At 67.0% G+C, this 16,395-nt stretch carries 17 protein-coding genes; 8 read left to right on the top strand and 9 right to left on the bottom strand.

The annotated features are described in order from the left end of the window. Positions 1-23: 23 nt before the first annotated feature. Positions 24-1,010 carry a Bug family tripartite tricarboxylate transporter substrate binding protein gene (locus tag HWY37_RS15600; protein WP_176089005.1) on the top strand — a complete coding sequence of 329 codons (987 nt, stop codon included), beginning with the start codon at positions 24-26 and terminating at the stop codon, positions 1,008-1,010. A gap of 119 nt (positions 1,011-1,129) precedes the next feature. On the opposite strand, the gene HWY37_RS15595 is transcribed toward HWY37_RS15600, so the two are convergent. The 6 genes from HWY37_RS15595 to HWY37_RS15570 are packed head-to-tail and all read right to left on the bottom strand — an operon-like array spanning position 1,130 to position 5,508. After that, positions 1,130-1,540 carry a RidA family protein gene (locus HWY37_RS15595; RefSeq protein ID WP_175206425.1) on the bottom strand — a complete coding sequence of 137 codons (411 nt, stop codon included), beginning with the start codon at positions 1,538-1,540 and terminating at the stop codon, positions 1,130-1,132. A gap of 45 nt (positions 1,541-1,585) precedes the next feature. After that, on the bottom strand, positions 1,586-2,329 hold the full coding sequence (locus HWY37_RS15590; RefSeq protein WP_425485025.1) for an amino acid ABC transporter ATP-binding protein: 744 nt from the start codon (positions 2,327-2,329) through the stop codon (positions 1,586-1,588). Continuing rightward, entirely contained in the window at positions 2,326-3,285 is a 960-nt protein-coding gene (locus HWY37_RS15585) for an agmatinase (RefSeq protein ID WP_176089004.1), read from the bottom strand. Before HWY37_RS15585 ends, HWY37_RS15590 begins: the two co-directional genes overlap by 4 nt. A gap of 27 nt (positions 3,286-3,312) precedes the next feature. Further along, positions 3,313-3,975: an amino acid ABC transporter permease gene (locus HWY37_RS15580; RefSeq protein WP_175206427.1), complete on the bottom strand. Its 663-nt coding sequence runs from the start codon at positions 3,973-3,975 to the stop codon at positions 3,313-3,315. Continuing rightward, entirely contained in the window at positions 3,965-4,645 is a 681-nt protein-coding gene (locus HWY37_RS15575) for an amino acid ABC transporter permease (protein WP_176089003.1), read from the bottom strand. Before HWY37_RS15575 ends, HWY37_RS15580 begins: the two co-directional genes overlap by 11 nt. Before the next feature lie 11 nt (positions 4,646-4,656). Further along, on the bottom strand, positions 4,657-5,508 hold the full coding sequence (locus HWY37_RS15570; RefSeq protein WP_175206429.1) for a transporter substrate-binding domain-containing protein: 852 nt from the start codon (positions 5,506-5,508) through the stop codon (positions 4,657-4,659). Between the two features lie 184 nt (positions 5,509-5,692). Here HWY37_RS15570 and HWY37_RS15565 point away from each other — a divergent pair, with 184 nt between their 5' ends. The 4 genes from HWY37_RS15565 to HWY37_RS15550 all read left to right on the top strand — a co-directional run bounded on the left by HWY37_RS15565 (position 5,693) and on the right by HWY37_RS15550 (position 9,047). Next, positions 5,693-6,565: a LysR family transcriptional regulator gene (locus HWY37_RS15565; protein ID WP_175206430.1), complete on the top strand. Its 873-nt coding sequence runs from the start codon at positions 5,693-5,695 to the stop codon at positions 6,563-6,565. 116 nt (positions 6,566-6,681) lie between these two features. Next, positions 6,682-7,470: an amino acid ABC transporter substrate-binding protein gene (locus HWY37_RS15560; RefSeq protein WP_175206431.1), complete on the top strand. Its 789-nt coding sequence runs from the start codon at positions 6,682-6,684 to the stop codon at positions 7,468-7,470. Between the two features lie 148 nt (positions 7,471-7,618). Beyond that, on the top strand, positions 7,619-8,272 hold the full coding sequence (locus HWY37_RS15555; protein WP_175206432.1) for an amino acid ABC transporter permease: 654 nt from the start codon (positions 7,619-7,621) through the stop codon (positions 8,270-8,272). Between the two features lie 22 nt (positions 8,273-8,294). Next, entirely contained in the window at positions 8,295-9,047 is a 753-nt protein-coding gene (locus HWY37_RS15550) for an amino acid ABC transporter ATP-binding protein (RefSeq protein WP_175206543.1), read from the top strand. Between the two features lie 62 nt (positions 9,048-9,109). On the opposite strand, the gene HWY37_RS15545 is transcribed toward HWY37_RS15550, so the two are convergent. The 3 genes from HWY37_RS15545 to HWY37_RS15535 all read right to left on the bottom strand — a co-directional run bounded on the left by HWY37_RS15545 (position 9,110) and on the right by HWY37_RS15535 (position 12,938). Then, positions 9,110-9,520 carry a hypothetical protein gene (locus HWY37_RS15545; protein ID WP_175206433.1) on the bottom strand — a complete coding sequence of 137 codons (411 nt, stop codon included), beginning with the start codon at positions 9,518-9,520 and terminating at the stop codon, positions 9,110-9,112. A gap of 86 nt (positions 9,521-9,606) precedes the next feature. Beyond that, positions 9,607-11,829 carry a TonB-dependent alcaligin siderophore receptor FauA gene (gene fauA / locus HWY37_RS15540; RefSeq protein WP_175206434.1) on the bottom strand — a complete coding sequence of 741 codons (2,223 nt, stop codon included), beginning with the start codon at positions 11,827-11,829 and terminating at the stop codon, positions 9,607-9,609. Positions 11,830-11,966: 137 nt separating this feature from the next. Next, positions 11,967-12,938, bottom strand: coding sequence for a helix-turn-helix transcriptional regulator (locus tag HWY37_RS15535; protein ID WP_420872179.1), 972 nt, complete (start codon positions 12,936-12,938; stop codon positions 11,967-11,969). Between the two features lie 176 nt (positions 12,939-13,114). Between HWY37_RS15535 and HWY37_RS15530 the strand changes: the two genes are divergently transcribed. The 3 genes from HWY37_RS15530 to HWY37_RS15520 all read left to right on the top strand — a co-directional run bounded on the left by HWY37_RS15530 (position 13,115) and on the right by HWY37_RS15520 (position 16,371). Next, positions 13,115-13,741 carry an ABC transporter ATP-binding protein gene (locus HWY37_RS15530; RefSeq protein ID WP_176089001.1) on the top strand — a complete coding sequence of 209 codons (627 nt, stop codon included), beginning with the start codon at positions 13,115-13,117 and terminating at the stop codon, positions 13,739-13,741. Then, entirely contained in the window at positions 13,732-14,529 is a 798-nt protein-coding gene (locus HWY37_RS15525) for an ABC transporter permease (RefSeq protein ID WP_175206437.1), read from the top strand. Before HWY37_RS15530 ends, HWY37_RS15525 begins: the two co-directional genes overlap by 10 nt. Before the next feature lie 243 nt (positions 14,530-14,772). Beyond that, positions 14,773-16,371, top strand: coding sequence for an ArnT family glycosyltransferase (locus tag HWY37_RS15520; protein WP_176089000.1), 1,599 nt, complete (start codon positions 14,773-14,775; stop codon positions 16,369-16,371). The last annotated feature ends 24 nt before the right edge of the window (positions 16,372-16,395 follow it).

Here is a 16,395-nt window from a genome sequence, read left to right as displayed (position 1 = left end):
CGACACATACAAGGGGAAGTACCATGCGATCGCCGTACCGTTGCTGTTTTCAACCTGTATTGTGGGCCGCGCTGGCGCTGCTGCCGGCCGCCCAGGCGGCAGCCCAGGCCTGGCCGTCGGACACCGTGAAGATCGTGGTCCCGTATCCGCCCGGGACCGAGCCCGACGTGCTGGCGCGCGACCTGGGCAGCCGCCTCTTCAAGGAAAGCGGCAAGACCGTGGTGGTGGAGAACCGCCCGGGCGCCAATGCCATCATCGGCAGCGACTACGTCGCCAAGGCGGCCGGCGACGGCAACACCCTGCTGATGGTGGACCGCCTGGCGCTGGAGACCAATCCCTTCCTGTACGCCAAGGTGCCGTACCGCTGGCAGGAAGACTTCAAGCCCGTCAGCGACCTGGGGCAGGTGCAGCTGTACGTGGCGGTCAGCAATGCCTTTCCGGCCAAGACCTATAAGGAATTCATCGATTACGCGCGCGCCAATCCGCAGCGCATCAACGTGGGCACGGGCGGCCAGGGGCACGTGAACCACCTGGGCATGGCCATGCTGGCCAGCGCCGAAGGGGTGCAGTTCACCTACGTGCCGTTCAAGGGCGTGGCGCCGGCCATGACGGCGGCGATGGCCGGCGACGTGGACAGCGTCATGGCGGGCGGCCTGGCGGTGTCGGAACAGTACAAGGCCGGCAAGATCCGCGTGCTGGTGGCCGGCGCCTCGCAGCGGGCGGCCATGATGCCGGACGTGCCGACCCTGGCCGAGGCGGGCGGCAAGGCCGGCAGTATTCCGTCCACGGTGTTCACGCTGTTCGCCCCGGGCAAGACACCCGACGCCCTGGTGGCGCGCATCAACCAGGCGGTGACCGCCGTCACCGCGGACCCCGCGTTCCGCCAGACCTACGAGGCCCGCGGCCTGCTGGTGCGCGGCTCCACCCCCGAGGCGACCCGGGCGGCGATGAAGGAAGAGGCCGCCCGCTATGAAACCCTGATCAAGAGCGCCGGCATCAAGCCGGATTGAAAGAGGACGTCCGGGCGCGGCGAAGGGCGGGGCCAGGGTCATGGCGCCGCTGCGCCGAACGCGATCGGGCAGAGAGCGGGCGGCTGCGTCCCGGCTGCGTGGGGCCTGGCGCTCCCGCCTCAGCCGGGGATGACCGCGGTGACGTCGATCTCGACCAGCCACTCCGGCCGCGCCAGGGCCGACACCACGATCCCGGTGGAAACGGGGAATACGCCCTTGAGCCACCGGCCGACCACGTTGTAGACCTCCTCGCGGTAACGCACGTCGACCAGGTAGACGGTGAGCTTGCAGATGTGCGCGAGTTCGCTGCCGCACTCCTGCAGCAGCATGGCCACGTTGGCCATGGCCTTTTCGGCCTGGGCGGCCACGTCGCCCACTCCTATGGATTCCCGGCTGTCCAGGTCCTGGCCGATCTGGCCGCGCAGGAAGACCGTGTTGCCGGCGACGACGGCCTGGCAGAGGTCGTTGTCCAGCCGTTGTTCGGGATAGGTTTCGCGGGTATTGAATTTGCGGATGCGGGTGTGGGCCATGTCTGGTTCCTGTGCGTGGCGGACGGCGCTGGGGCCGCCCGGCAATCAATGGGGAAGGATCTTGGAGAGAAAGCGCCGGGCCTGCGGGCTGGCGGCGTCGCGGAAGAAGCGGTCAGTGGGGCTGTCCTCGATGATGGCGCCGTCCTCCATGAAGACGACGCGGTTGGCCACCCGGCGCGCGAAGCCCATTTCGTGCGTGACGACCATCATGGTCATGCCTTCCTCGGCCAGCTCCACCATGACATCCAGCACTTCGTTGACCATCTCGGGGTCCAGCGCGGAAGTCGGCTCGTCGAAGAGCATGGCCATCGGATCCATGGAAAGCGCGCGGGCGATGGCCACGCGCTGCTGCTGGCCGCCCGACAACTGGCCCGGATGCTTGCCGGCGTGGGCGGACAGCCCGACGCGTTCGAGCAGCGCGCCGGCCTTGGCGCGGGCGGCGCCGATGTTGCGGCCCAGCACGATCTGCTGCGCCAGGGTCAGGTTGCGCATGATGTCCAGGTGGGGAAACAGCTCGAAATGCTGGAACACCATGCCGACCTTGGTGCGCAGCTTGGGCAGGTCCGTGGCCCCCGTCACCGAGGCGCCGTCTATCAGGATATCGCCGGCCTGGATCGGCTCCAGCGCGTTGACCGTCTTGATGAGCGTGGACTTGCCGGAGCCGGACGGCCCGCAGACCACCACGATCTCGCCCTTGTTGACGCGCGTCGAGCATTGCTTGAGCACGTGGTGGCTGCCGTAGTACTTGTCGACGCCGCGGATCTCGATGATGGGGGCGGGCGCGTTCATTTGTCGTAGTGCCCCGCGCGGATGGACGCGCCGATGAGGTTCAGGATCAGCCGGCCGGCCGTGATGCAGGAGATCTGGTTCAGGTCTTTCTCAGGCTGGATCTCGACGATGTCCATGCCCACCACGCGCCCCTTGCGCACCAGACCGTGGATCAGCTTGCGCGCCTGCACGAAGGTGACCCCGCCGGGCGCCGGTCCGGCCACGGCCGGCATGGTGGACGGGTCCATGCCGTCGGCGTCGATGGTCAGGTAGTAGTTGCCGCCGTCCGGAATGCGCGCGAGCACGGCTTCCATGCCGATTTCATGCAGCTCATAGGCGGTGACCAGTTCGGCGCCATAGGCGCGGGCCGCCTGCAGTTCCTCGGGGCGGCCGCTGCCCTGGGCGCGCAGGCCGATCTGGATGATGCGGTCCACGTGCGCCATTTCCGAAGCGCGGCGTATCGGGCTGGACAGGCCGTCGCGCACGCCGTTGACGTCGTCGCGCCAGTCCAGGTGGGCGTCGATGTGCACCAGCGTGATGGGGCCTTGCTGGTCCAGGCCGCGCAGGATGGGCGTGGTGATGCCGTGGTCGCCGCCCAGCACGATGGGGACCGCGCCTGCGGCGGCGATGCGGCGCACGGCCGCTTCGGCGCGTTCGTAGTGTTCGCCGCGGGGTTTGGACAGGTCGGGGATGATGTCGCCGCAATCGACGAAGCGGATGTCGTCGCGGCCTTGCAGCAACGGGCCGTCGATGTCGAAATCGTAGTGGCCCGGGCGGCGCACCACGCGGTCGGTGGCCTGGCGGATGGCCGTCGGCGCATTGGTCTGGTCGTTGCTGAAGTCCGCGGCGGAATAGGGCGAGCCGTAGGGCATGCCCAGGACGGCGATGTCGGCCTGCAGATTGTCCAGGTCCAGCGCCAGCGTGGAGTACAGCAGGGTGGGATGGCCGGTGCGGGGAGGGACCGTGTAGGTGCTCATGTCTTCGTTTCCTTGGGTGGTGGAGGGTCAGGCCTGGCGCGCGTTGCGGCGCACCAGGGTTTCCAGGCGGCGGCCCGCGCCGGCCATCAGCACGCTGCACACCCAATAGATGAGGGCGGTGGTGCCCAGCACTTCGAGGTAGGCGAAGGTGTTGGCCGTGAGCAGGTTGCTCTGGTAGGTCATTTCCGGCAGGCTCATCACCGAGAAGATCGCCGAGTCCTTGAACATCATGATGACCAGGCTGGTGGTGGGCGGGATGAGAAAGCCGAACAGCTGGGGCACGACGATGTGGCGCTGCGTCTGCCAATAGGTCATGCCCAGCGACAGTGCGGCGCTGCTCTGTCCGCGCGGCACGCTTTTCAGCGCGGCGCGCAGCACCTCGCAGAAGTACCCGCCGGTGTAGAAGGCGGTACAGCCGATGGCCACCGACATGGCGGAGGCCGGCACCCCGAGCTTGGGCAGGCCGAAGAACGACAGGTACACGAGGATCAGGTACGGGATGTTGCGCACCAGTTCCACGTAGGCCAGCGCCACCGGGCGCAGCAGCGTGCGCGACTGCGCGGCATAGGCCGCGATCGTGCCGATGAGGATGCCCAGCGGAATGCCGATGAGGCTGACCAGGGCCGTGATCCGCAAGCCCTTGAGCAGGACGGGGACGGACTGCCCGACGAGTGAGAAATCAATGGGCATTGGGCAGCATCCTGGACACGCGGCGTTCGCACAGGCGCGAGACGGCCGACAGGCAGAAAAGAATGATGAAGTACACGGCGGCCGTCACGGTGAACACCTGCAGGGGAAGGTCGCTTTGCAGCGTGGCGTTGCGCGCCACCGTGGCCAGCTCCGGCACGGCGATGATGGACATCAGGGACGACGCCTTGAGCAATATGGTGAGTTCGCTCGTCAGCGGCGGGATCGCGCGGTAGAACACCTGCGGCAGCAGCACGTACCGCCAGATCTGCCGGTGGCGCATGCCCAGGGCGCGCGCCGCCGCCACCTGGCCGCCCGACAGCGTGCCCAGCGCCCCGCGCAGGATCTCCACGATGTAGGCGCTGGTGTTGCAGGCCAGCGCGCCGATGCCGGCCGCGAGCGGCGAGACCGAGATGCCCAGCAAGGGCGGCACCACGTAGTAGGCGATCAGCATGTGGATGAGCGCGGGCGTGCCGCGTATGGCGCTGACCCAGAGCATGACCAGCCCGCGCAGGGGCGCATAGGGGGACAGGCGCGCCAGCAGCAACGCCACCCCCAGGCCGATGCCGATGGCGAACGCGGCCACCGAGGCGGCGAGGGTGATGGCCGTGCCCGAGACGACGCCGTGCAGGAACGGCGCGAGGGCGCCGTTCTGATTCAACCAATCCAGCATGGGAGGTCCGCCTAGATGGCGCCGTCAGGCAGGTAATTGCTGCGCGGCGTGTCCATGGGAGCGCCGAACCATTTCTTCTGCAATTCCTGCAGCTGGTTGCTGGCGCGCAGCTCGTCGAACGTGTCGTTGATGAACTGGCGGATCTCCAGGTCCTTGGGGTTGGCCACCCAGGCCAGCAGCTTGGGCTGGCCGATCTCGGCGGCGATGCGGAAGGCGCCGGGCTGCTTGCGCATCTGGACGGCCGCGATGTTCGAGGGCATCAACGCCACGTCCACGGTCTTGTTGGCCAGCGCGTTGGACACGTCGGGGTAGGCCTGGAACAGCTTGGTGTCGGCATAGCCCTTGCCGCTCTGTTCCTTCAGCCGCTTTTCGAATTCCTCCGCCACCGGCTGGGAGGACGATCCCATCTGGGTGCCGATGATCTTGCCGGCGATGTCCGCGTCCTGCTTGATGGAGGCGTCGTCCACCCGCACCATCAGCACCGAGCGGACCACGCCCACCGGCTGCGTGAAGGCGAAACGCCTGGCGCGTTCCGGCGTGATGCCCACGCTGGTCGCGACGAAATCGAACTTGCGCGACATGAGGCCGGGCAGCAGTCCCTGGAACGGCAGGTTCATCTGTTCCAGCTGCACGCCGAGCTTGGCCGCCATGAGCTGGAGCACGTCGTGGCCATAGCCCACCACCTTGCCGTTTTCGACGAACTCGAACGGCTCGTAGGCGGCTTCGGTGCCCACGGTCAGCTTGCCGCGCTTCTTGATGTCGGCCAGCGATCCGCCCTCGGCGAATGACAGCGAGGGCAGGGCCAGCGCGGCCCCGGCTGCGAGCGAGGTCGCGACAAAACGCCTTCTGGACAGGTTCTGCATGATTTTTCCCTTGTGTGTCGTCATGGTTGCCGCACCGGGCTGGCGGAGTTCCGTGTTGCGGTTGCCGGGGTCTGAGCCCCTAGGCGCCGATGCTGAGGAAACTGTATGCGTGGGCCTGGGTTGTGAAAAATGATTTTTTTAGTGGTATGGTTTCAAAAAACGAGACCTTTCCAGGGCAGCCTCCATGTCCCGTCCCGAGTTCACCGAACGCGACCTGCGCTCGCTGCGCATTTTCTGCGCCGTGGCCCAGGCCAACGGCTTTGCCGCGGCGGAAAAGCAGCTGCATATGTCCAAGGCGTCCATCAGCCGCCATGTGCGCGAGGTCGAGGAAACCCTGGGCGTGCGCCTGTGCGACCGCGGTCCTTCGGGTTTCGAGCTGACCCAGGCGGGCAAGGTCGCGCTGGAGCTGGCGCGAGACGCCCTGAAATCGCTGGAACGCATCCGTCCCGAAATCGACGCGGTGCGGGGCGTGCTGTCGGGGACCTTGTCCATCGGCATGGTCGAGCATGTCATCACCGACGCCGATTGCCGCATCCCCGAGGCGCTGACGGCCCTGCGGGAAGAAGCGCCCGACGTCAAGGTGGAGCTCACCGTCATGACCTTCAACGACCTGGACCAGGCGCTGCGGGAAAGACGGGTCCAGATCGCCATCCGCGGCATGTACCGGCGGGAGAGCGGCTTCAACTACCAGCGCCTGTTCATCGAACGTCACCAGATCTTCGTGGCGCGCGGCAGCGTGCGCCGCGCGCGCGACCTGCCGCTGGCATACCGCTCCCATCCCTTCGTGCACGACGCGCTGGGCGCCTACGGCTTCGCCCGGGGGCCGGAGGCTTCCGGCCTGGAGGCCATCGCCATGCTGGTCTCGTCGGGCTACTGCGTGGGCCTGCTGCCTGCCCACTACGCCGATTCGGTGTCGCGGCGGTACGCCCTGACCCGCCTGCCGGGCGGGCCCATGTACGAGAACACGATCTGCGCGATTACCGAGGTCTCGCGGCCCGGTTCCCGCGCGGTGGAGCTGTTCCTGCGCCTGCTGGAGCGTTTTCACCCGGCCCAATAGCGCGCTCCGGGAGGGGCCAATGCCCGGTATCGGCAGGGACGCTAAAATACCGGCTCGCGGCTTTTTGTCTGGCCAATCCGGCATTCTTCATTCTTGCGCCTGGCGCATCCATAACTATGAAAAAACTGACAGCTGTACTCCTCGTGTCCGCTACCGCGCTGCTCACTGCCTGCGGCCCCAGCGACAAACCGACCGCCGGCGCGCAGGCGCCCGCCGCCTCCAAGAAGGTCGTGGTCGGCCTGGACGACAACTTCCCGCCCATGGGTTTTCGCGATTCGAACAACCAGATCGTCGGCTTTGACGTCGACATGGCCAAGGAAGCCAGCAAGCGCCTGGGCCTGGAAGTCGAATTCAAGCCCATCGACTGGAGCGCCAAGGAAGCCGAACTCAACGGCAAGCGCGTCGACGTGCTGTGGAACGGCCTGACCATCACCGAAGAGCGCAAGAAGAACATCAGCTTCACCTCGCCCTACATGGCCAACCACCAGATCATCATCGTGGGCACCGAGTCGCCCGTGAAGGTCAAGGCCGACCTGGCCGGCAAGGTCGTGGGCGCCCAGGACGGCAGCAGCGCCACCGACGCCATCGCCAAAGACCCGGTCGCGGCCCAGATCAAGGAAGTCAAGAAGTTCGGCGACAACGTCACCGCGCTGATGGACCTGGCTGCCGGCCGCCTGGACGCCATCGTGGTGGACGAAGTGGTGGGCCGCTACCTGATCAGCAAGCGCGCCGGCGAATACCGCGTGCTGGACGAGAACTTCGGCACGGAAGACTACGGCGTCGGCGTGCGCAAGGACGACACCGAACTGCTGGGCAAGCTGAACCAGACCCTGGATTCGATGAAGCAGGACGGCACCGCCGGCCGCATCGCCACCCAGTGGTTCGGCGCCAACATCATCAAGTAAGCAGCAGGGGACGCCCGTGGCCATCCAGCCCGGGCGCCTGGCCCTGTAATCCTCAGCCCGCCGCAGCGCCCAGGCGCCAGGCGGGCTGACTCATGAAACGATCTTGCCCTGGCGCCTGCCTCAGGCCCTGACGGCGCGAACCCACTGCATGGACTACGTACTCTCCCTATTGGGACCATTGGCGCAAGGCGCGAAAGTCACCTTGACGCTGTTTTTCATCACGCTGGCGCTGGCGGTCCCCCTGGGGTTGGCGCTGGCGCTGGTGCGGATCTCGAAATGGCGGCTGGCCAGCAGCCTGGTCAATGGCTACATCTGGCTCATGCGCGGCACGCCGCTGATGCTGCAGATGCTGTTCATCTACTTCGCGCTGCCGTTCGTGCCCGTCATCGGGGTGCGGTTGCCCGATTTTCCCGCCGCCGTGGTGGCTTTCGCGCTGAACTACGCGGCTTATTTCGCGGAGATCTTCCGCGCCGGCATCCAGTCGGTGGACCGCGGCCAGTACGAGGGCAGCAAGGTCCTGGGCATGACCTACCTGCAGACCCTGCGCCGCATCGTGCTGCCGCAGATGGTGCAGCGGGTGTTGCCGCCCATGAGCAACGAGACCATCACGCTGGTCAAGGACACCTCGCTCATCTACGTGCTGGCGCTCAACGACATCCTGCGCACGGCGCGCGGCATCGTGCAGCGCGATTTCACGACCACGCCGTTCCTGGTCGCGGCCGCCTTCTATCTCATCATGACGCTGGTCCTGACGTGGTTCTTCCAGCACCTGGAAAAGCGCTATGCCAAATATGACCAGTAATTCCCCGTCCGGGCGTCCCGTCATGATCGAGGCCCGCGACATCACCAAGTCGTTCGGCTCCAACCGCGTGCTGGACCGGGTGTCGCTCAGCCTGGGCCAGGGCGAGGTGGTGGCGGTGATCGGGCCGTCGGGCTCGGGCAAGAGCACCTTCCTGCGCTGCCTGAACCACCTTGAAACCATAGACGAAGGCAGCATCGAGGTCGAAGGCGAAGCGATGGTCCGGGCGGTGCCCGGCGGCCACCGCCAGTACGCCAGCGACGCCGATGTGCGCCGCATCTGCCGCAAGATGGGCATGGTGTTTCAGTCGTTCAACCTGTTCCCGCACATGACCGTGCTGCAGAACATCATCGAGGCGCCCATCATCGTCAAGGGCATGTCGCGCGCCCAGATCATTCCCAAGGCGGAAGAACTGCTGCGCAAGGTCGGCCTGCTGAACAAGCGCGACAACTATCCGACGCGCCTGTCCGGCGGCCAGAAGCAGCGCGTGGCGATCGCCCGCGCGCTGGCCATGGAGCCGGACATCATGCTGTTCGACGAGCCGACCTCGGCGCTGGATCCCGAGCTGACCGGCGAAGTCCTGCGCACCATGAAGCAGCTGGCCGACGAGCGCATGACCATGCTGGTCGTGACCCATGAAATGGGCTTTGCGCGCGAAGTGGCGCACCGGGTCATCTTCATGGACGAAGGCCGCATCATCGAGGAAGCGCCCTCGGCGGACTTCTTCCGCGCGCCGCAAGAGGCCCGCAGCCGCGAGTTCCTGGCGCACATGCTCTGACACGCTGGCGTTGCAGCAAAAAGCCCGCTTCGGCGGGCTTTTTCATTTCCAGGCGGTTTCCGTCACTGCCGGGTGATGTCCAGGGCGGATTGGACGGTCTGCGCAATGAGGGCAAAGGGCAGCTTCTGGGCGCTGCGCGGGAGCTTGGCGGAATTGAAGCCGTCGGCCAGCCAGCCCCGCAAGGCCTGGTCCGGGCGCTCTTGCGTGGCGGCCGCCGCCACCGCCTGGGGCACGGAGATGGCAAGCAGCAAGGACTCCTTCTTCGCGTAGTACTTGGCGGTGGAAGAAAAGCCGTCCGGTCCGTAGTCGGTGATGCTGCCGCCGATCCACAATTCGACATCGATGGTTCGCAGGCCGTCGACGGACAGGTCCGCCAGCGCGGACTTCAGCTTCGGTCGAAGCTGGACGATGCCGGCGAGCCAGGCGACTCCGGCCTCGGGGCCGCCCATTCTTCCACCCAGGGAGACTTCCATCGATACTCCTGAAAGAATAGCGCGCGGGTCGCGGCGCCCGGGCGCTGCCGGGCTCCACGGCAGGCGGGCCGAATGGCGCTCCCTGGTCAGTACTGCGCGCGGAGCGTCAGCATAACGTTGCGGGGCGCCCCCCACCAGCCCTGGCTGAAGAAGCCGATCTGGTCGTAGTACTTCTTGTCGAACAGGTTGTTGACGTTGACGGTGGCCGAGAGCTGCTTGCTGAACTCGTAGCGCGCCATCAGGTTCACCAGCATGTAGCTGCCTTGCTCCACGTCGACATTGCCGCGCGGGCTGGCGGCGGACTGGTACATGCGGCTTTGCCAGTCCATGCCGCCGCCCACCGTCAGCCGGTTCAGGTCGCCGGGCAGGCGGTAGGTGGTGTAGAGCTTGAACAGGCTGCGCGGATGGCTGGTGTTGATAGGCTTGCCGTCGGCGTCCTTGGCGGTGAAGTGGGTGTAGCTGGCCGCGATGTTCCAGTTGGGCATGATCTGCCCGGTGGTTTCCAGCTCGAAGCCTTCGACCTTGGCGCCCGACGCGGCGCGGTAGGCCTGCGTGCCGGGCAGGCCGATGACCGACTCGCCGGGAATGGCCTGCGCCAGGTTGTTCTGGCGGGTCTGGTACAGCGACACGGCGGCGTCGAGCAGGCCGTCCAGGTAGGACGCCTTCAGGCCGATCTCGTAGCTCTTGCCGTCGATGGGCGGCAGGATGGAGCCGCTGGGCGTGCGCGCATTCTGCGGCTGGAAGATCTCGGTGTAGCTGGCGTAGGCGGTGTAGGTCTTGTCGATGTCGTAGATCAGGCCGGCGTAGGGCGTGAACTGGTCGTTGATCTTGTATTGGCGCTTGCTGCCGAAGTAGGTCTGGTTCGTCTCCCAGTTGCTCCAGCGTCCGCCCACGATCAGGTGCAGCGGATCGGCCAACGAGAAGCGGCCCACGGCATAGGTGCCGGTCTGCTTGACGCGCATGTCGTCGGCGGGCGTCTTGCGGCTGGACCACGCGGGTTCGGCGATATGGTCCTGGCGCCAGTCGAAGAAGCTGCCGATGGCGGGCTTGGCGCCCGTCTGGAGGTACTGACCGATGTCGCTGTGGTCGTCCACGCTCATCCAGCCCAGGGCCAGTTCGTGCTTGCGGCCGAACAGCTGGAACGGTCCGGACAACGTCAGGTTGATGTCGTCGCGCTTGCGGTCGCCGTCGTAATTGTTGAAGCTGCTGCTCATCCCGGCGCCCGTCACGCGGTCCGGATAGCCGCCGCGGTAGAGCTGCTTCATGCGGTATTCGCCGTCGTTGTGGCTGTAGGCGGCGCGCACCTTCCAGTCATTGGCGAAGCGATGGCTCAGGTCGACGAAGGTCGTGGTCGATTCCGTATCGATGCGCGCCCAGGGCGTGTTGTTGGCCACGGAACGGTTGAAGCTGGTGCGCGAGCCGTCCGAGTAGAACAGCGGAAAGCCGCTGCCGAAGCCATGGCTTTGGTTGCGCAGATATTCCACGCCGGCGGTGAGCAGCGTGTCGGGCGTGAGGTCCGCGCTGATGACGCCGTACAGCGTGCGCTTGCGGGAGTCCAGGAAGGTGACGTAGTCGTCGCCCTGGCTGTAGGCGGCCACGACGCGCGAACGGATGCGGCCGTTTTCGGTCAACGGCACGGACAGGTCCACGTCGCCGCGCACATTGTCCCAGCTGCCGGCGCTGGCGCTGCCGGACAGCGCGAATTCCCGCAGCGGCTTCTTGCGGATGAAGTTGACCGCAGCGGATGGGTTGCCCGAACCGGTCATCAAGCCGGTGGCGCCGCGCACGATTTCCACCCGGTCGTAGATGGCGGCGTCCATGTCGGTGGAGCCGTAGTTCCATTGGCTCAGGATGGGCGCGTTCAGGCCGTCGAACTGGAAATTGTCGATGGCGAAGCCGCGCGCCGAGAACGACAGGCGGTTGCTGTCGCTGCGCGTGACGGAGATGCCGGGCGCGCTGGCCAGAATGGAGCCGGTGTCCTGCAGCCCCTGGTCCTCGATCTGCTGGCGCGTGACCACGCTGACCGATTGCGGCGTTTCCTTCGGCGACAGCGTCAGGCCCGTCGCGGTGCTCATGGCCTCGGTGTTGTAGGCATGCGTGCCTTCGGTGGTGCCAGGAATGCCGGTCCCGCTGACCGTTACGGCGGGGAGTTCGGCTGCCTCTTCGGAGCTGGCGGAGGCGCCGGCGGCGGATTGGGCGCTGGCGGCGTGGTGAGCCAGGGCAGAGCACAGCAGTGCTGCCTGGACGGCCAGGGTGAGCGGGTTCGCCCGGCGCGGCAGCGCACGGGGCGGGGGAAGAACGGACGACATGAAGACAAGCTCCGGCTGAAAAATCTGGTAATGAGAATTATTGATTTTTGCGGAGACTTGAACGTATGCCGGAGGATGCAATGCGTATGCGGGACGCCGCCGAAAGCCGGAGGTGGGAACCTCAGCGGAGCCCGCGGTCAGTTCAGTTCGCTGGGCGCGACGCCGTAGCGTTCGCGGAACGCGGTGGCGAAGTTGGTGGCATGCCGGTAGCCCGCGTCATGGGCCGCCTGCTGCACGCTGCAGCCGCGCGCCAACTGCTCGCGGGCGAGCTCCAGCCGGCGTTCGCGCAGCCAGCCGAAGACGGAGCATTGATAGGCGGCGCGGAATTTCGCGCGCAGGGTGCTGGGACTCATGCAGGCCAGTTTCGCCAGCGCGTCCAGGGTGTGCTCTTCGCCCGGCGCGCTGTGCAGCCGTTCGCGCACCCGCTCCAGCAACTGGCGGTCGCGCTGCGACACCGTTCCGACTTCGGGCTCCCGCTGCTCCGGCGCCGCCAGCGCATGCGCCAGCAGCTGGGCGGCGACACCTTCGCGCAGCATCGATCGCAGCGGATCGTCCCATCGGCATTGCAGCAGGTGTTCGATCGCCTGCACCAGATGCGGCTGGACCTGCCAGCGGCGCAGCCGGACGCCCGGCGCGCGCAGCGCCCGGCGGATCCGGTCGCTGATCGGATCATCGGCAGCGTCGTCCGGTTCGGACAGCGACAGATTGACGCTGCGCAGCCGCTGGCCCGCGTGGTGGATGCCGGTCATGGCGGCGGTATCGCCATATGCGGCGCTGAAGCCGCTTCCGGCGACCAGCGGCATGTCGTCATGGCGTCCGACGCGGGCCTGCGCCTGTCCCTGCAGCATGACGATGGCCGAGAAGCGCGGCGTCATGACGGAAGTCGATTCGTAGTGATGCCGCACCAGGACGTCGGACATGACAAGTGTCAGGCCGGGACGTATCGCGTGCTCTTCGACTTGACCCTCGGCAATGCAGACGGTTTCCAGATTGCCGTCGGCGGCGCCGAATGCAGGCAAGCGGTAGCGGAACCCGGTGTGCCGGCCCAGGCGGTCGAAATCGGCGACGGAGAATCGGACGGTGGGGAGGGGCGGGTTCAAAGGCGTCACTCGCGCTGCGGGCTTGGCCTCGGGACGTCAGGCTGGGGAGGCGGTTGGGCTCAGATGAGAATAGCAGATATTCTCATTGAGGCGATGGCGATGGATCGCGTCCCGACACGGTCCGGGGGCGCTTTCGTCCGGCACAGCATGAAAATGCGGCAAATGCCGGTCTAATATCTCTACCCATGCCGAACACCACATCCGACCCGCAGCCCTTGCTCAGGCTGCGCGGAATATATAGCGAGCGTCTGTCGCCCGTGAGCCTGGACCTGGCCGCCGGCGAATGCGCGGCCATCATGGGGCCTTCGGGCTCGGGCAAATCCCTGTTGTTGCGCCAGGTCGCCGACCTGGACCCGGGACATGGCGAGGCCGAACTCGACGGCCGGCCGCGCTCGGGCATGCGCGGTTACGCCTGGCGCCGCCAAGTCATGTATTGCCAGGCCGAGGCCGGCTGGTGGGACGATCTGGTAGCGCCGCATTTCGCGGACCTGGCCAAGGCCGCGGCCATCATGGAGCGCCTGGGCCTGTCGCGCGACAAGCTGGACGCGCAGGTGCATGAACTGTCCACCGGCGAACGCCAGCGGCTCGGGCTGGTGCGGGCGCTGGCGCTGGAGCCGCGCGCGCTGCTGCTGGACGAGCCCACCGCCGCGCTGGACCAGGCGGCCACCGACAAGGTCGAAGCGGAATTGCGGCGCTACCTGGACGGCGGCGCGGCGGTGCTGATGGTGACGCACAGCCCGGCGCAGGCCGAGCGGCTGGCGCGCCGTTCCTGGCGCATGGAGCAGGGCAGGCTGGAGCCGCTATGGACGTGATCAAACTGCAGGCCACGGATCTGGCCATTGCCTCCTTGCTGGTGCTGCTCAGCGCGGGCATCTCCTTCGCCTTGCGGCTCAACCTGCAGCGCCAGGTGCTGTGGGCGGCGGTGCGCACCGTGGTGCAGCTGCTGCTGGTGGGCCACATCCTGCGCATCGTATTCGCGCACGCCGCGCCCTGGCTGACGGCGCTGGTGGTGGCGGTGATGATGGCGCTGGCGGCGCGCGAAGTGGCCGCGCGCCCCCGGGCCAGGCTGACGGGCCGCGGAAATGGCTGGGTCGGCGCGATGGCGGTGGCGGGGACGACCGTCATCACAGTGCTGTTCATCCTGAACACGGCGCTGCGTCCGGAGCCTTGGTACGACCCGCGCTACACCATCGCGCTGATCGGCATCGTGCTGGGCAGCGTGCTCAATGCCGCCAGCCTGGCGCTGGACGGCGTGCTGTCGGGCGCGCGCCGCGAGAAGCTGGCGATCGAAGCCCGGCTGGCGCTGGGCGGGACCGTGCGCGAGGCGTTTTCGTCCCTGCTGCGCGAATCCGTGAGGCGCGGCATCGTGCCCAGCATCAACCAGATGTCGGCGGCCGGCATCATCACGCTGCCGGGCATCATGACCGGGCAGATCATCGCCGGCATGGACCCGATCGAGGCGGCCAAGTATCAGATCCTGCTGATGTTTTTGCTGTGCGGCGCCAGCGGCATGGCGGCGATCGCGGCGGCCTACGGCGCCATGCGCCGTCTCACGGACGAGCGCGGGCGGCTCAGGCTGGACAGGCTGCTGCCGGCCTGAGGCCCAGGGAAAAGGCGTCTTACTCCCCCGGATCGGCCCGGGGGCGTTTAAAAAATACCGTCTTTTCTTCACAAATTTCATGAGAGCTTGACGCGCATTTGGTCATACTGCGCTGAATCTTGCATTTTCCTGAACCTTTTTCCGGACTCTCATGCCGTTTGAGCCTAGTTTTGTCGTACCGCAGCATCGCCTTGCTGCCCCTCTGCGCAGCCTTGGGGCGCGCGCGATCCAGGAGCGCCAGGCATGAGCGTTTCCATGGCTGCTTCCGTGAATCAGCAGGCGCGCCGCGAGGCGTGGCCGGGCTGGCTGGTGCTGTTGTGCCTGGCCTTGTGGTTTGGCGCGCTGGCCTGGGCCCGCTGGCTGACCCTGCCCGATGAAGGCCGTTATGCCGGGGTGGCCTGGGAGATGCTGCGCAGCGGCTCGCCCATGGTGCCCCTGCTTGACGGCATGCCGTACTTCCACAAGCCGCCGCTTTACTACTGGCTGGCCCAGATCAGCTATGCGCTGTTCGGCGTGCATGAATTCAGCGCGCGCTTGCCGTCGCTGCTGGGCGCCTGGAGCGCGGGCGCCGCGCTCTACGCCTTCATGGCGCGCTACCGCAATGCGGCGCAGGCGCGCTGGGCCGTGGTGATCCTGGGCCTGATGCCGCTGTTCTTCGGCGCGGCTCAGTTCGCCAATATGGACATGCTGGTGGCCAGCATGATCACGCTGTGCGTGCTGGCCGCGGCCGACACCGCCTTGCGCCGCGCCGCGGGACGGCCGTTCCGCGCCATGTCGGTGGCCACGGGCGTGCTGGCCGCGCTGGCGGTGTTGGCCAAGGGCTTGATCGGACTGGCGCTGCCGGGCGCCATCGTGCTGGCCTGGCTGGTGCTGCGCCGCGACTGGCCGGGCGTGCGCGCCTTGCTGTGGGTGCCGGCCCTGCTGGCCTTCGCGGTGGTGGCGGTGCCGTGGTTCTGGCTGATGGAGCTGCGTTATCCCGGCTTCAACCAGTATTTCTTCGTCTACCAGCAGTTCGAGCGCTTCTCGCAGGGCGGCTTCAACAACGCGCAGCCGTTCTGGTTCTACCTGCCCATCGTGGCCGGGCTGGCCTTGCCCTGGTCGATCTGGGGCGCGGCGATCTTCAAGCCCTCGTTCTGGCGCGAGGCCGACCCGCAAGGCCTGCGGCGTCTGGCGGCCATCTGGATGGCGGTCGTGATCGTGTTCTTCTCGATCCCGCATTCCAAGCTGATCGGCTATGTGCTGCCGGTGTTCCCGGCGCTGGCTTTGCTCGTCAGCGAGCGGGTCGCACCCGCTTGGGCGGCCGGCAAACGGCGGGGCGCCTGGATCGCCGTCGGAGTTTCGGCGGTGCTGTGCCTGACCGCGGTCATTGTCGCGGCGACCAATCCTCGTGGCAGCGCCGGCCCGGTGGCCAAGGAGCTGCGCCAGGAAATGCAGCCGCAGGACATCCACATGGCGCTGCATACCTTGCCCTTCGACCTGGGTTTCTATACCCAGGCCCGCGAACCCGCCTGGATCGTCGACGACTGGCAGAATCCCGAAATTCCCAAGCGCGACAACTGGCGCAAGGAACTGTACGACGCGGCCCAGTTCGATCCCGTCGTGGGCAAGCGCGTGCTGATCAGCGCGGAAGACATGCGCGTGCGCATGTGCGAGGCCGGCGACGGAGCGCGCTTCTGGCTGTGGGGCCAGAAGGAAGACGGAGACCGCTATCCGGTGCTGCATGGCGTTGCGCCGCGGCTGACGATAGAGAAGCGGGTGATGTGGCGCATCGATGTCGATGCGGCGTTCCGCCAACGCGCGTGCGCCGGCCTGCCTGCCGCGCCGGCCGCGGCCAAACCCTGAGTCCATGCCGGGGCCGAACCGCGT

It is taken from the genome of Achromobacter anxifer (genome assembly GCF_903652925.1).
Classification (GTDB): domain Bacteria; phylum Pseudomonadota; class Gammaproteobacteria; order Burkholderiales; family Burkholderiaceae_B; genus Achromobacter; species Achromobacter anxifer.
The sequence above is the reverse complement of the archived record's forward strand: the minus strand, read 5'-3'. Positions and strand labels throughout refer to the sequence as shown.

What these genes read in the sequence shown, in the direction of transcription:
- HWY37_RS15595 (WP_175206425.1), bottom strand. Translation starts at nt 1,540, where the DNA reads ATGGCCCACACCCGCATCCGCAAATTCAATACCCGCGAAACCTATCCC.
- HWY37_RS15520 (WP_176089000.1), top strand. Translation starts at nt 14,773, where the DNA reads ATGAGCGTTTCCATGGCTGCTTCCGTGAATCAGCAGGCGCGCCGCGAG.
- fauA (WP_175206434.1), bottom strand. Translation starts at nt 11,829, where the DNA reads ATGTCGTCCGTTCTTCCCCCGCCCCGTGCGCTGCCGCGCCGGGCGAAC.
- HWY37_RS15565 (WP_175206430.1), top strand. Translation starts at nt 5,693, where the DNA reads ATGTCCCGTCCCGAGTTCACCGAACGCGACCTGCGCTCGCTGCGCATT.
- HWY37_RS15550 (WP_175206543.1), top strand. Translation starts at nt 8,295, where the DNA reads ATGATCGAGGCCCGCGACATCACCAAGTCGTTCGGCTCCAACCGCGTG.
- HWY37_RS15545 (WP_175206433.1), bottom strand. Translation starts at nt 9,520, where the DNA reads ATGGAAGTCTCCCTGGGTGGAAGAATGGGCGGCCCCGAGGCCGGAGTC.
- HWY37_RS15575 (WP_176089003.1), bottom strand. Translation starts at nt 4,645, where the DNA reads ATGCTGGATTGGTTGAATCAGAACGGCGCCCTCGCGCCGTTCCTGCAC.
- HWY37_RS15525 (WP_175206437.1), top strand. Translation starts at nt 13,732, where the DNA reads ATGGACGTGATCAAACTGCAGGCCACGGATCTGGCCATTGCCTCCTTG.
- HWY37_RS15560 (WP_175206431.1), top strand. Translation starts at nt 6,682, where the DNA reads ATGAAAAAACTGACAGCTGTACTCCTCGTGTCCGCTACCGCGCTGCTC.
- HWY37_RS15580 (WP_175206427.1), bottom strand. Translation starts at nt 3,975, where the DNA reads ATGCCCATTGATTTCTCACTCGTCGGGCAGTCCGTCCCCGTCCTGCTC.
- HWY37_RS15530 (WP_176089001.1), top strand. Translation starts at nt 13,115, where the DNA reads ATGCCGAACACCACATCCGACCCGCAGCCCTTGCTCAGGCTGCGCGGA.
- HWY37_RS15570 (WP_175206429.1), bottom strand. Translation starts at nt 5,508, where the DNA reads ATGCAGAACCTGTCCAGAAGGCGTTTTGTCGCGACCTCGCTCGCAGCC.
- HWY37_RS15600 (WP_176089005.1), top strand. Translation starts at nt 24, where the DNA reads ATGCGATCGCCGTACCGTTGCTGTTTTCAACCTGTATTGTGGGCCGCG.
- HWY37_RS15590 (WP_425485025.1), bottom strand. Translation starts at nt 2,329, where the DNA reads ATGAACGCGCCCGCCCCCATCATCGAGATCCGCGGCGTCGACAAGTAC.
- HWY37_RS15585 (WP_176089004.1), bottom strand. Translation starts at nt 3,285, where the DNA reads ATGAGCACCTACACGGTCCCTCCCCGCACCGGCCATCCCACCCTGCTG.
- HWY37_RS15555 (WP_175206432.1), top strand. Translation starts at nt 7,619, where the DNA reads ATGGACTACGTACTCTCCCTATTGGGACCATTGGCGCAAGGCGCGAAA.